General features: G+C 59.3%; 13 protein-coding genes. 2 read left to right on the top strand and 11 right to left on the bottom strand.

Annotated elements, in window-relative coordinates; all coding sequences use genetic code 11:
- Positions 1 to 64 precede the first annotated feature (64 nt).
- Positions 65 to 517 carry a single-stranded DNA-binding protein gene (gene ssb, locus MQE22_RS02065; protein WP_215871565.1) on the top strand — a complete coding sequence of 151 codons (453 nt, stop codon included), beginning with the start codon at positions 65 to 67 and terminating at the stop codon, positions 515 to 517.
- Between the two features lie 241 nt (positions 518 to 758).
- Positions 759 to 3611, top strand: coding sequence for a bifunctional diguanylate cyclase/phosphodiesterase (locus MQE22_RS02070; protein WP_255790048.1), 2853 nt, complete (start codon positions 759 to 761; stop codon positions 3609 to 3611).
- A gap of 12 nt (positions 3612 to 3623) precedes the next feature.
- Here MQE22_RS02070 and radA read toward each other — a convergent pair whose 3' ends face one another.
- The 11 genes from radA to rpsF form a co-directional block, all read right to left on the bottom strand.
- On the bottom strand, positions 3624 to 4979 hold the full coding sequence (gene radA, locus MQE22_RS02075; RefSeq protein WP_215871564.1) for a DNA repair protein RadA: 1356 nt from the start codon (positions 4977 to 4979) through the stop codon (positions 3624 to 3626).
- Positions 4976 to 6079, bottom strand: coding sequence for an alanine racemase (gene alr, locus MQE22_RS02080; RefSeq protein ID WP_215871563.1), 1104 nt, complete (start codon positions 6077 to 6079; stop codon positions 4976 to 4978). The genes radA and alr overlap by 4 nt, the downstream gene beginning before the upstream one ends.
- A gap of 41 nt (positions 6080 to 6120) precedes the next feature.
- Positions 6121 to 7134 (bottom strand): lysylphosphatidylglycerol synthase transmembrane domain-containing protein, encoded by a 1014-nt coding sequence (locus tag MQE22_RS02085; protein ID WP_215871562.1) that lies wholly within the window; start codon positions 7132 to 7134, stop codon positions 6121 to 6123.
- 1 nt (position 7135) lies between these two features.
- The gene (locus MQE22_RS02090) at positions 7136 to 7846 is read right to left on the bottom strand and encodes a hypothetical protein (protein ID WP_215871561.1); all 711 of its coding nucleotides are present in this window, start codon (positions 7844 to 7846) and stop codon (positions 7136 to 7138) included.
- A 6-nt stretch (positions 7847 to 7852) separates the two neighbouring features.
- Positions 7853 to 8452: a PqiC family protein gene (locus tag MQE22_RS02095; protein ID WP_215871560.1), complete on the bottom strand. Its 600-nt coding sequence runs from the start codon at positions 8450 to 8452 to the stop codon at positions 7853 to 7855.
- Positions 8453 to 8454: 2 nt separating this feature from the next.
- Positions 8455 to 10113: a PqiB family protein gene (locus MQE22_RS02100; protein WP_215871559.1), complete on the bottom strand. Its 1659-nt coding sequence runs from the start codon at positions 10111 to 10113 to the stop codon at positions 8455 to 8457.
- The gene (locus MQE22_RS02105; protein WP_215871558.1) at positions 10073 to 11380 is read right to left on the bottom strand and encodes a paraquat-inducible protein A; all 1308 of its coding nucleotides are present in this window, start codon (positions 11378 to 11380) and stop codon (positions 10073 to 10075) included. Before MQE22_RS02105 ends, MQE22_RS02100 begins: the two co-directional genes overlap by 41 nt.
- 67 nt (positions 11381 to 11447) lie before the next feature.
- Positions 11448 to 12809, bottom strand: a complete 1362-nt coding sequence (dnaB, locus tag MQE22_RS02110) for a replicative DNA helicase (protein WP_215871557.1) — start codon at positions 12807 to 12809, stop codon at positions 11448 to 11450.
- A gap of 24 nt (positions 12810 to 12833) precedes the next feature.
- Positions 12834 to 13280, bottom strand: a complete 447-nt coding sequence (rplI, locus tag MQE22_RS02115; RefSeq protein ID WP_215871556.1) for a 50S ribosomal protein L9 — start codon at positions 13278 to 13280, stop codon at positions 12834 to 12836.
- A 24-nt stretch (positions 13281 to 13304) separates the two neighbouring features.
- Positions 13305 to 13583 carry a 30S ribosomal protein S18 gene (gene rpsR / locus MQE22_RS02120; protein WP_215871555.1) on the bottom strand — a complete coding sequence of 93 codons (279 nt, stop codon included), beginning with the start codon at positions 13581 to 13583 and terminating at the stop codon, positions 13305 to 13307.
- 10 nt (positions 13584 to 13593) lie between these two features.
- Positions 13594 to 13977 carry a 30S ribosomal protein S6 gene (rpsF, locus tag MQE22_RS02125; RefSeq protein ID WP_215871554.1) on the bottom strand — a complete coding sequence of 128 codons (384 nt, stop codon included), beginning with the start codon at positions 13975 to 13977 and terminating at the stop codon, positions 13594 to 13596.
- Between the last annotated feature and the right edge of the window lie 85 nt (positions 13978 to 14062).

The raw sequence follows: 14062 nt of genomic DNA on the forward strand, positions 1-14062 counted from the left end.
CCGTCAGAATGGGATAGTATACGGGCTATCGGGACGCGCGTCCCCGGTCATCAGGAGAGAAATCATGGCGGGAGTGAATAAAGTCATACTACTCGGGCACTTGGGGCGTGATCCCGAGATGCGCTATCAGCCCAGCGGCGGGGCCATTGCCAATCTCAATCTGGCCACGTCGGAAACGTTCAAAGATCGCGAGGGCAATCGCCAGGAGCGCACGGAGTGGCACCGCGTGGTGTTGTTTGGGCGCACCGCGGAGATTGCTGGTGAATATCTGAAAAAAGGTAGCATGGCCTACGTCGAGGGACGCCTGCAGACGCGCAAATGGACCGATAAGGAAGGCCAGGAGCGCTATACTACCGAGATTGTGGGTGATCGCCTGCAACTGGTGGGCGGGCGCGGTGGCGGCACCGCAAACTTCGACGACGGTCAGCAAGAAAGCTATGCTGCTCCGCAAAGCGCGGCCAAGAGCTCTTCGCGCCCTCCGGTGGAGCAGTTTGAAGATGATGACATACCGTTCTGAGGTGTAATTTTTTAGGATAGGTAAACAAATAGCGCAAGGTCTCGCCTGCCGCTGGGTCAAAATCTTGATAACTTATTGTAAAGTTGCGTCCATCGCGAATCGGCGTATCATATTGAATGTTCGGTAGGCTCGTCTATATTCCTACAGGTTGACGGACGGGTCTTTCTGTTTCTTGGTCGTCGTGAAAAACGATTTTAGCCCTTTAGAAAAGGGTGAGTGGTGGGAGTAGGAGTTCCGTAGAGTGCGCGGTTTATCATGTAATCCAGTGGTGCCCGAGGCAGCAGAATCCGCTTTGCCTTTGGTTGAATCCTTATGCCTGCTTGCCGAGCGCATCGTTCCCGGTGCGCTGGCGACAGTAATGCTGCTGGGAAGGGAAGGGGAGCTCCGCCTGTACGCCGGGCCCAGTCTTCCTGAAGGACTGCGGGAGCGCTTCGATGGCTTGCGTGTGATCGAAGGCAACGGCTCCTGTGTCAGCGTCGTTCTCAGCGGTGAGAAGGTTTTGGTGCACAATGCAACCCAAGACGAGCGTTGGCTGCGGCTACACGAACTTGCCCGTGCGTTGCAGATCCGCGCCTGCTGGTCGGTACCGATTCGAGATCCTCTCGGCCAGGCAGTTGGCAGCTTTGCCCTCACCAGTTTTCGGGAAGGTACGCCGACAACAGAGCAGGAGAGATTGCTGGAGGGAATTGCCGCAGTAGTCGCGCAATTCCTTTTCCAGCCCTCCGTGGATGGACGGGATCGCAGCTTTGCCGCGGCATTGCGTTCGATCAGTGAGGGTGTACTACTGACGGATGCAGAGCAAAACATACTGTATTTCAACAACGCATTTGCCGAGATAACGGGCTACGGTCTGGCCGAACTGATCGGCAAGAATTGCCGCATCTTACAGGGGCCAAAGACTGCGGCCGAAACCGTCGCGCGGATACGCCAACACCTGGATGCGGGACAAGCCTACAGCGGAGAAATTCTCAATTATCGCAAAGATGGCAGTTCATTTTGGAACCAACTGTCGATCAATCCAATACGCGACCAGCAGGGGCAGTTGGCCCAGTTTGTGAGTGTGCAGCGGGATATCAGCGAGGAGCGCCAACAGCGCGAGGCACTGCGTCTTTCCGCACAGGTGTTCGAGGCCCAGGAAGGCATCATGATAACCGATGCGGAACAGCGCATCGTGCGCGTGAACCGGGCGTTTACGCGGCTGACGGGTTATGCCGAAAGTGACGTCTTGGGACTGACTCCACAGATTCTGCACTCCGGGCTACAGAACGGTAATTTTTACGAGCGGATGTGGGAAAAGCTGCATCGGGACGGCGAGTGGCAAGGAGAAATCTGGAATCGTCGGAAAAATGGTGACTTGTTCCCCGAATTTCTCCAGATTCGGGCGGTGCGCAATAACGCGGGAGAAATAACCAACTATATTGGTTACTTCCATGATCTTACCCATCAGAAGGCCCGTGAGGCCGAGCTGGAGAAAATGGCACTGCACGATCCGTTGACGGGTCTCATGAACCGACGGGCACTGGAGGAAGAACTGCCCCGAGCGCGCGCCCGGGCAGACCGTAGTGAACGTCTCTTGGCTCTGGTCGTGCTCGATCTGGACGACTTCAAGGAAGTCAACGATCGCATTGGACATGACCGTGGTGACGCCGTGTTGCAGCGGCTCGCGCAGCGTTTGCAGGATTCGTTGCGACACTCGGATGGCGTCGTCAGAATCGGTGGTGACGAGTTCATTCTGCTGCTCGAAGGGTTGCGTGATGTTGACCAGCTGGAGAGTGTGTTGCGCAAGGTCAACTCTGCGGTGGAAAAGCCATTAGTGCTGGAATCGGGTGAGCAGATTCATATTCAGGTGAGTATGGGAGTGAGTATTTATCCACTCTCTGCCAACAGTAACCTGGAGTTACTGCTGCGAGAAGCCGATCAGGCGATGTTCGAATCCAAGCGCAACAAGGAAACTCGGAATGCACCGTGGGCATTCTGGAGCCCAGACGAAAGTGCCCAGAGCCTCTATCCATTGCGGATGCTCTTTCGCGCCGGCGGCTTGCAAAGCTGGTACCAGCCGATTTGGGATCAACGAGCGAAACGGGTCGTTGGTTTGGAGGCATTGGCACGTTTGGTGGATGAGGACGGCAAGGTCTGGGGACCGGGTGACTTCCTGGGGCAGCTCAGCGAAAAGGATATTTTTTCTTTAACGGAGCAGATGCTGCGAAAGGCCATCCTCGATTTGCAGGCCCTCGAGCGGGAGGGGCAGGTCTACTGGGTATCGGTCAACATCGATCCCCAGGTACTGGGTACTGCCTGCATATATGCGATAAAGGGAATCGTGGACGACTTCCGCGTAGATCCCGCACGTATCACGCTGGAGATTCTGGAAAATCACGACTTTATCGATCGTCAGATAGCGACGGATCACCTTCTCGATTTGAAAGCGATGGGGTTTCGCTTGGCGTTGGATGATATCGGTAGTGGGTATTCTTCCCTTTTGCGCCTGAAAGAGTTGCCGGTAGACAAGGCAAAGCTGGATCAGGGCTTTGTGCGTTGTCTGGAGGATCGCCCCCAGGATCTGCGTTTCGTACAGTCGGTTTTGGGTTTGACCAAGGGGCTGCATATCGACTTGGTGGCCGAAGGGGTGGAAAGCGATGCGATTCGTGATGCCTTGATGGAGATGGGTGTCCGCTATTTTCAGGGCTACGCAATTGCTCGTCCAATGCCGGTGCCCATGTTGCACGAATTCCTGGAGCGTAGCTTGCAGGATGACCGCGACATCCCAGTGAGTTTTCTCGGGCTATATGCTCAACATATCTCGCATTTCGATATTCTCGAAAAGACGCTGGAGCTGCACCCTGAAATCGTTGATTTTCAGGTAATGGCCAACGCCCATGCCTGTCCCGAGGAGCGTCGATTGGAACAGTTGGGGTTGGCTCCAGATGCCATGTTGATGACCTTGCACCAGGAATATCATGCCTTGATCGGCTGTTTGCGGATAGAAAATGGAAAAGTGCGAGATGCAGATTGGTCGGCCGTGGAGGACTGCCATCGGCGTTTCTCTACCGCCCTGCTCGATGCTTTCTGGTTGCGTGCACAACAACCGGCCTGACCGGCCCACTGTCTAGTGTCCAAAGGCCGACTGTACCGCGTCGGCCAGGGAGCGGGCGGGATGCAGGCGAATGGCACTGGGGGGTGTCTTTCCCTGGGGCAGGATGGCGTGATGAAATCCGAGTTTTTCGCTCTCGCGCAGGCGACTCTCGGCGTTGGCTACCGGACGCAATTCCCCCGCCAGACCCAGTTCGCCAAAGGCCACCAAACCTTCCGCTACCGGTTCGTTGCGAAAGGCACTAAGGACCGCCAGGGCAACGGCCAGATCGGCGGCCGGTTCCAGTACGCGCACCCCCCCGGCGATGTTGACGAAGACATCCTGGTCAAACAAGAAACTTCCGCCATGCCGATGGAGAATGGCCAACAGCAGAGACAGACGATTGGGATCGAGACCCAGAGCGACCCGGCGGGGGTTTGCCAGAGGGCTGGGGGTGACCAGCGCCTGTACCTCCACCAGCAGGCTACGGCTGCCTTCCTGAGTGGGCAGGACGATGCTGCCGGGAACCGGCCGCTGGTGCTGACTCAGAAACAGACGCGAGGGGTTGCTGATTTCCTCCAGGCCCTTTTCCTGCATCTCAAAGACGCCGAGCTCATTGGCGGCGCCAAAGCGATTCTTGATCGCGCGTACGATACGATAGGGGCTGCCGGCTTCCCCCTCAAAATACAGCACCGTATCGACCATGTGTTCCAATACCCGAGGACCGGCAATCGCCCCCTCCTTGGTCACGTGCCCCACCATCCACAGGCTGATGTCCTGGGTTTTCGCCAGACGCACCAGGCGCGCCGCACATTCGCGCACCTGGGCGACAGAACCCGGTGCGGATTGGAGATTTTCAGTAAATAGGGTCTGAATGGAGTCGATCAGCAATACCTGCGGACGTTGCTGAGCAAGCTGGGCTTCGATGCTTTCCAGGTGGTTCTCCGCCAGGACCTCGATGGCGAGATCGCCAATTCCCAGACGCTGGGCACGGAGGGCCAATTGCGCCGCCGATTCTTCGCCGGTGACATAGAGTACGGAGTCGTTTTGCGCCATGCCGGCGGCGCTCTGCAACAACAAGGTCGATTTGCCGATGCCGGGTTCTCCCCCGAGGAGGATTGCCGCCCCTGGCACGATGCCCCCGCCCAGGACGCGGTCGAGTTCCTGCAAGCCGGTACCCTGCCGGCGGATGGTGGCAACGGGTACCGCCGCTAGACGCTGCGGTGGGCTGGCCACCGCATAGGCACTGCTGCCGCGGTTACCTTTGGGAGTCGCCGCTGGCCGCTCTTCCACCAGGCTGTTCCAGGCGCCGCATTCCCCACAGCGACCCATCCACTTGGGGCTGCTGGCGCCGCAGGCCTGGCAGACGTAGAGACTCCGCTCGCGACTCACGGCACACGCAGCCTGGGTACCCGCTGGGCGATGCGGGTGCCGATTTCGTAAGAGATGGTACCGAGCTGTTCGGCGCAGTCCTCCAGAGGCAGCTCGGGCCCCCCCAAGATCTGCACCGGATCACCAATGTCGGCCGCTATGCCATCCAGCGCGACGAACGCGAGATCCATGCTGATCCGCCCGAGCAGATGACTCGGCTGGCCCTTCACCCGCACCGGGGCCTCCTGCAATCCCAGGCGGCGATCTAGCCCGTCGCCATAGCCGCAGGCAATCACTCCCACGCGGCAATCACGCGGGCTTTGCCAGCTGGCACCGTAGCCGAGCCAGTCCCCGGCGCGCAGCCTACGAACGGCGATGATCTCGCTCTGCCAGCGCAATGCCGGCCGCAGATCAAGGTCGGCGGCGCTGCGCGCGTGGAGGGGGCTCAGGCCATAGAGCAGCAGGCCCGGTCGTATCCAGGGAGTGATCGCCCCCGGCAGGGCGAGGATGGCCGCCGAGTTGGGCAGCGAGTGCTCTCCGGCGGTATGCGGGCCGAAGGTCGTGCAAGCCTCGTGAAAGGCACGGATCTGCTCGGCATTGTAGGGGTCTTCCGGGGTATCGGCGCGGGCCAGATGGCTCAGCAGACCGAGAATCCGCAGGGGTCCACCGACACCAGCGCGCAATTGGGCAAACACTTGCGCCAACTCGTCATGGGAAAAGCCGAGCCGGTGCATACCGCTGTCGAATTTGACAAAGACCTCCAGTGGCTCCTGCCAGCGGCTCTCCCGCAGCCAGGCCACTTGGGCGAAATTCTGTAATACCAAGCGGTGCCCATGCGCCGCAGCCAAGGGAATCTCTCCTGCGGAGAAAGGGCCGGCCAGGGCGGTGCAACGGGGGCGGAGCTGCAAGCTCTGGAGTTCCTCCGCCTCTTCGATGCTGGCCAAGGCAAAAGCGTCAATCCCGGCCTCCGCCAGAAGCGTGGCGACCAATGCTGCGCCGTGGCCGTAGGCATTGGCCTTGATGGCGCCCATTACCCGCGCGTGGGGCGCGGCGCGACGCGCCACCGCCAGATTGTGGGCAAGGGCCGAGGCAGAGATTTCCACTTGGTTGGGGCGACTCATGTGGCAATGATAGCAAGGGGGAACCCTGCCCGTCTTGGGAGTTAAGCGCTTTTCCGCTGATGTTTGCCAGGGTGATCTTTGCCCCAGCCCCATTCATAAAAAAACCACGGCATGCCGATGAAGAGATACCAGTAATAGGTGAATAGACGCCAACCGAGGAGACTGAAAGCAATGTCGGTCTGGGACAGGCTGGTGCCGAAGAGCAGGCCGTAGGCGGCACCGACACTGCCCGCGCCACCAGGCAGAAAACTGAGCTGCGAGGTCAGGTTGAGCAAGGTCTGACTGACGATGATGTAGGGTACACTCACGTGTCCGCCGACATACTGCATCAATGCCCAGAGGACCAGATAGCGCGGTGTCCAGTAGCCGGCCGCACTGAGAAAAATTTTACCTCGTTGGCGCCAGGGAAGTGCGCGCAGCAGTTCCAGCGACTTCAGAAAGCGCGAAAAGAACAATGCAATGCGTTGGCGGTAGCGTTGATACCAGGAGAAGCGAAGAAACCTTCGATCGATGCCGCGAATGATACGTCGACGCTCGAAATGCCAGATCGCAAACAAGAGAGCGGCAGTGCCAAAGGTGATCAACGCCAGCCAGAGAATGATGCGCACGTCAGGCAAAGAGTTCTGGAAAAAGAGGAGGTACAGTAGGGAAAAAAGAAAGATGGCAATCATGAAGAGGAGATCGGTGATGGCGATGGCGAGCAGAACTGCTGCTGCCGTACCAACGTTCAGGCCACGCCGGTAGAGAAAGACGAGGTAGGCGGCCCCCATGCCTGAGGCGGCGGGCGTTGCCGCCCCGGCAAATTCGGCAGCCATGACCAGCGGCAGGGCACTGCGCAGCGGAATGCGCAGCGCAACGCCGGCACAGATCAGCTGCAGGCGCAGCGCCTCGGCCAGCCAGCTCAAAAGCATCAGTGCCGTCAGTCCCAGCAGTAGTTGCGGACGGATTTCGCTGATCAGATGGATGGCCTGGCCATTCATGAAATACCAGATCGGTACCAGGGAGATGGCGATTGCGAGGAGGAGAACCAGCCAGAAACGCAGATTGACGTTCATCTCAATCCATGCGCTTGTACACGCAGATATTCTCCACTTCCAGTTCGCTCGCATAGTCGAAAAGACTACTCGGCACGCGATCGTAGACTTGCAGACCATAGCGTCGGTAGGGACGCTCGGGGCGATGTCCTGGCCAGGAAAAGAGTTCTCCATAGTAGTGCGGAACGCCACGCGCGCGAAGTAGCGCTTCAAATTGTTGCCAGAGATGCAGACCCAGAAAGTGTCCCCGCTCGGGACTTTGCACATTGAAGTGCATGTGCGCGGCATGGGTGGGCCGCAATGGCCGCTCGCGATAGCTGCGGAACAGTAGCCAGTTGAGAAAATGCAGGGTTTGTGGCTGCGCACGATAGCTTCCGGCGGCCGCTCGCCCGAGCATCTTCAGGGTTGCCTGGGCGGCCACGCGAAAGACCGAAGCGTCGAAATCTGGTGGTGCACCCAGGAGATAAGCAATGATCTGTCCGTTCTGCTCGGCGACCAGGCCCCAGTCCAGGGCGTACTCCAGGTACGGATTAACCATGAGCGCCGCGAAAAGTTCACGGTCACCGCAGAGTGGCTCGATCGGCTCTCCCAGAAAGCCGGTGTCGCAACAGATCTGTCGTACAGCCGCCGCATCGCTGATGCGTAACGGACGCAACTGGTATTGACACTCCCCGCCCTGGAGCTTGACGGCCTCCGTTGTGGCCAGTGGGCCCTCGCGTAACTGACTCGCCATGTTGTGCTAATGGGTAGGCGCGCGCTGTACCGCCGAGAGCTGTCGCGCAATCTCCTGCGCCAATGCCGCAATACAGTGACTCATGGCCTGTGCCTGCGCCGTTGCAGTCGAGTCAGCAGCGATGCGCTGGTGAAAATGTCCAGCATATTCGACATGGCCAGCGGCATCGAGCAGGAAGTAATCGGCATCGAGCAGCACGCTGCCGTTGCTCGTCGGGAGAAATTCCTGTACCTGCACCTGCAGATGGATGGGTCGCGTGTTACTGGGTACCGGGGAACCGGCAAGCAGCACGGTAAGATCGGGTAGGCGCCGACGCAGATCCTCCGTCAACACGCGCTGCGTCATGCCGCCCAGCGGCGCGATCCAGCGCACATGCCCGGACACCTCCATGCCATTGTCGCCGCTGCGGCGGGTAAGATAGAGGCGATCGATACTGGCGGGCATCTGTACGTGATCGACGATCAACAGGCGGTGCTTCTCTGTCAGTGGCTGAGTGGGTAGGGGCGAACCCTGCGCGTTCAGACTCAGATACTGTGTTGGGGTGCTGGCGCAGGCACTGAGGAGCAGGGTGAAAACCAGAAGAAAACAGATACGGATCCAGGCCATGGTCATTTCCCGATCAATAGGGCATTGGGGTGGCTATCGAGATAGTCAGTCAGGGAACGCAGCGAGGCGGCGGCGCGGCTGAGTTCATATAGCGTGCGCGGCAGGGTACTGGATTCCGGTGCATTACCGGCGCTGCCCTCAGCTGCCAATAGACCGTGTGCCGCCTGCAAGGCCTGCTCTGCCTGCGCACTCGCGGCACGCAGATGCTGCAGTGTTTCCGGTAACTGCTTTTGGCCGGATGCGAGAATGGCATTCAGGTGCTGCGTTGCCGCAGCAAGATGGCGGAGCGTCTCCTGCGTTTTTTCCGATTGGCTGAGGGCAGCGATCCGCTGCGTCGTGATTTGCAGATTCTTGGCAATCTCCGGTAGGGGCAGTGCATGGATTTCCCGCAGGATGCCATCGACCTGAGCCAGCGTTCCAGCGAGACTTCCTCCTTCCACAAAAGGAATCTGAGGTGGATTGCCAGCAGCCAGAGTCGCCGCTTTGGGGTGCTGAAGCATGACCAGGGAAATCTCCGGATTGCCTACGAGAGGCGGGTTCTGCTGCATTTCGGCGCGCAGTCCCTGAGCGATCAGAGCGCGCAGCATCGCGTCCATCTGGGGGCGTGGATTGCGTTCATCCCATTGGGCGTTGGCCAGAGGAATGCGCTGCGGTTCGAGCGCCAATTGCACATCGGTCTGCAGGGCCTTGCGCTGCGGATCGTAGTGCATGTCGACGGCGGTAACTGTGCCCACCCGAGCTCCTTCCAGGTGCACAGCAGCTCCGCTCGCCAGACCCTGTGGTCCTCCCGGCAGTACCAGCTGGTAGAACACGGCATTGCTGCGCGGTGCCCAGCGCGCTGCCTGCGCGCTGGGATAGAGATGGAATTGCATGTTTTCCGTAGCCGGTTTTCCTGACTCTGGTGTGAATACCGAGACGGCCCCAGAGAGAATGGCGTTGCTGGGCGGTAGATGCAGGCCAGGGTCTTTGCCAAGGAGAGTGAAGCGAACGTTGCCCGAGTTCCAGAAACGACTGCGGGCGTTGATCAGATGCAGATATTTTTGCGAGATGAAGGCGTAAATACGGAAGCCGTCACCATCCGGAGCCTGTGCCTTGCCGCGCACCTCACCAATCTGCATCCCTTGATAAAAAATGGGAGCCGCGCGCTGTACGATATTGAAATGATCGCTTTGCAGAATGAGCGTCAGACCTTTCGGCTCACTTTTGAGTACCGGCTCCTGGCGCAGTCCCACCACCTTGTGCACCGTCGCGCCGGGATGCGGATCCACGCCAATATAGGGCCCGGCAATGAGGGATTTGAGGGAACTCAGATCGCTGAAACTGACTTCCTTGCCGGCAATCCAGTAGCGCGTCCCCTTGCCCAGATGTCCGGCCATGTAGGGGTCGAAGCGGATGGTGACGGACATTTGTTCCAAGGACTTCGCCAGTCGGGTACCGGTGACCTGACCAACCGTCACTCCGCGAAATTTCACCGAGGTGTGATCGGCCTTGATCCCGCCGGTGGTGGGAAACTCCACGGTAACCGTCGGCCCTTGGTCGAGATAACTCCGCAAGGCGAGCCAACCGACAATCGCCAGTGCGGCGACCGGCACTGCCCAGATCAGACCTGGCCAGCGGGGTTTACGATTCTGCGCTTGCGGTGTTGACGAAGACTGACTCATCTTGTTCCTGTTGTTCATCGACCTTTTGCCAGAGTAGGCGGGGATCGAAGATCTCGGTGGCAAACATGGTGATTACGACAACGGCAAGGAAGAAGGGTAACGCCTTTCCCACGTACACCGCCAGCAAGCCGGAAAGATGCATGAGGGGCAGAAAGACGGCGACGGTAAAGACATCGATGTGGGACCAGCGACCGATCTGACGAATGACCCGGAAGAGCATGGTCTTGCCACGTAGCCAGCGCTGCGAGTGGCCGTGTATAGAGATGAGGAACCAGCTCAGACCAAACAGTTTCAGAAAGGGGGTAAGCACACTCGCAAGAAAGATGATGGCCGCAAAGACATAAAAATTCGCCTGGATCAGCTTGTGCACCCCGGTCATGATGGTGTAGCCCTGCAGACTGCCGAGTTGGTAATTGCTCTCCATGGGGTAAAGATAGGCAAAGGGATAGCAGAAGAACCCCGCAAGGGTCAGTGCCAGGACGCGTATCCCGGTGTCCGGCCGATAGCGCCAGACCCGTTCGCCACAACGGCGGCAAGGTTGACCCTCCGCCTCCGCCTTGGGATGCGGCAGACCACAAAAGGGGCAACCGACGTACTCCACCCCTTCTTCGAGATGCTGGCAGCAAGGGCCAATACGCCGCCAGATTTCGCGTCGATCGAGACTCGCACGGGTCAGCAAGGTGAGAAAAGAAACGGCAAGGACGCAATAACCACCGATTCCGATACTGATGGGCAGAAACGGAGCGACCCGGCCATAGCCGATGACGCAGCCAATGAGAAAGACATCCGGCATGGCCCATTGATCAAGGCGTTCCGACCAGCGAAAGAGCTTCCCCAGATGTGGATGATGATAGTCGTGATAGATGCCGAGCAAGACCGTGGCCAAAAAGCCGAAGCGAAAAAAAGGCAGGATGATGAGTTCCAGTGCCAGGATGACGGCAACCACTGGCCAGCCCTGGGCCGCAATCCCGGCAATGCCGGAGTAGACGATACTGGTGTGATGAACGCCAAAAATATCTACCGTCAGAAACGGAAGAAGATTCATTGGCAGCAGCAGGAACAAGGCGCTCAGGCACATGGCCAGGGCAGCATTGATGCTGCGCCCGCGAGTGCGCTCCAGGGTGGCGCCACAGCGCCCACAGTAGGTGTTCAGCCCGCGGATACCGGTGCGGGGCAATTTTTGCAGCAGACCGCAGTCGGGACAGCAAAGGTATCCATGCTCGGCATGCGGATCGACATCGGCGCTGCCCATGAGCACAGTGCTCATCGACTCACTCACTTTTCTTGATCACAAGTGCTTTGAGCATAGCAGAGGATCGGCTTGCCTGCCGGGATCAGGCCTCGCCATCCAGGGGTGCGTAGTTCTCGAAGCGTGTATACTCGCCAAAAAAGCTCATGCGCACGGTCCCGATGGGTCCGTTACGCTGTTTGCCGATGATGACCTCGGCCAATCCCTTCACCTCTTCCTTGTCCTTGTGATACACCTCGTCGCGATAGAGGAAAAGGATCAGATCGGCGTCTTGTTCGATGGCACCGGACTCGCGCAGGTCCGACATTTGCGGACGTTTTTCGGTGCGACTCTCCAGACTGCGGTTGAGCTGGGAGAGGGCAATGATGGGCAGACCCAGCTCCTTGGCCAGTGCCTTCAGTGAACGACTGATCTCAGAGATTTCCGCCACCCGGTTGTCGCCGCGTCCGGGGACCTGCATCAGCTGCAGATAATCGACGACGATCAAGGCGATATCATGCTCGCGCTTGAGACGTCGGGCGCGGGAGCGCAACTCGGCAGGAGAGAGGGCGGCCGAGTCGTCGGCAAAGAGTGGGGCGGTGTTCAGTTCGCCGACGGCTTGGGCAATGCGGGGCCAGTCGTCGCGATTGAGACTGCCATTGCGCAGGCGGTGTTGATCGACCCGCCCGCGCGAGGAAAGGGCACGCAGGACGATTTCTTCCGTCGGCATCTCCATGCTGAATACCGCCACCGCGCGTTTTTCGACACAGGCAACGTGCTCGGCAATGTTCATGGCAAAGGCCGTCTTGCCCATACTCGGGCGGCCGGCAACGATTACCAGCTGACCTGGATGCAGACCCGAGGTCTTTTCGTCGAGATCGACAAAACCGGTGGGCAGTCCGGTGATCTGCTTGCGTTCCTTGGCGATCTGTTCGATCCGATCGATGACCGCGGGCAAGACTTCCTTGATTTGCTGAAAATGGGCGCCGCCGCGATCTTCGCCTTGTGCCAGCTCAAAAATCTTGCGCTCTGCCTCGTCGAGCAGCAGACGCGCCTCCCGCCCTTCGGGGCGATAGGCCAGATCGGCGATCTCGCGGCCGGCACGGAGCAGCGAGCGCAGGACCGAGCGTTCGCGTACGATACGCGCGTAGGCTAGGATATTGCCGGCACTGGGGGTGGCGTTGGCGAGTTCGATCAGGTAGGTGAGGCCGCCCACCTCGGCAAGGAGCTCGCGGGCCTCGAGATGCTCAGCAAGGGTGACGGCGTCGAGTTCGCTGCCGGCATTACAGATTTCCGCAGCCGCGGCGAAGATGGTTTGATGACGACGCTCGTAAAAATCGTGGACGGCAAGGGCCTCGCTGACCGCCTCCCAAGCTTCCGGGTCGATCAACAAGCCCCCGAGGACCGACTGCTCGGCCTCCCGGGAGTAGGGGGTTGCCTTGACTTCCGGGTCCAGATGGGCCGCCATTGCTCTGCCTCTGGACGCGCGAAATCAGGCGCGTTCGACGACGACCTGGATGTCGATCTCGACTTCGGGGTGGAGATGCAGACGTACCGGATATTCGCCGGTGCGCTTGATGGGGCCTTCCTGCATACGCACCTCGCCATGGTTCACCGTATGACCCAGTTCTTCGAGCATCCGTGCGACCTCATGATGACCCACGGAGCCAAAGAGGCGCCCGTCTTCGCCCGCCTGCAGGGCAATGCGCAGAACGGTCTCTGCCAGGGCCTCGGCCCGTACCCGCGCCGCCTGTAGGCGCTCGGCCTCGACTGCTTCCAGCTGCGCCTTACGCTCGGCAAAATCGGCCAAATTGCTGGGCGTGGCGACCACTGCCTTGCCCTGGGGGACCAGAAAATTGCGTCCGTAGCCGGGGCGAACCTCGACGACATCCCCAAGGCGGCCCAGTTTGTTGATGCGTTCCAATAAAATGACTTTCATGATCTTGTCCTTGTCGCCAGCGGCTTAGCGGATGACGTAGGGCAGCAGTGCCAGGAAGCGCGCGCGCTTGATGGCGGTTGCCAGTTGCCGCTGGTAGAGGGCGCTGGTGCCGGTGATCCGGCTAGGTACGATCTTGCCCGTTTCGCCGACGAAAGCCTGCAAGGTTTTCAGGTCCTTATAGTCGATTTCCTTGACGCCTTCGGCTTTGAAGCGGCAGGTCTTGCGCCGCCGCGAAAAGCCACCGCCGCCGCGGCGATCACCATCATTGTCTCTGTCTCTATCTCTGTCTTTATGAAATGCCATTTTCGGTTCCTTACTCTACGCTTGCTGGAATGCTGTCTGCTCGCTCTTCATCGCTGCTGCGCTCGTGGCGATCGCTTTCGTCGCGTGCCAGGGGCGATGCCTCGGTGATGGCTTCGTCGCGTGCCAGGGTCAGGTGGCGCAATACGGCATCACTGAAGCGGAAGGCGTCTTCCAACTCGGCCAGGGCGGCTGCGCTGCACTCCACATTCATGAGAACGTAGTGTGCCTTATGGGCCTTTTTGATGGGATACGCAAGCTGACGGCGACCCCAGTCTTCCAAACGATGAATCTGCCCGCCGTCGCCCTCGATCATTCCGCGGTAGCGCTCGATCATCTGGGGTACCAGCTCACTCTGGTCAGGGTGGACCAGAAACACGATTTCATAATGCCGCAATGCATTCTCCTTACGGATCATAGAGTCCGGACGCCCATCGTCCGAACAAGGAGTTGACCACCACAAAGGGGGAACGCGTATTCTA

It is taken from the genome of Acidithiobacillus sp. YTS05 (genome assembly GCF_024396695.1).
Classification (GTDB): domain Bacteria; phylum Pseudomonadota; class Gammaproteobacteria; order Acidithiobacillales; family Acidithiobacillaceae; genus Igneacidithiobacillus; species Igneacidithiobacillus copahuensis.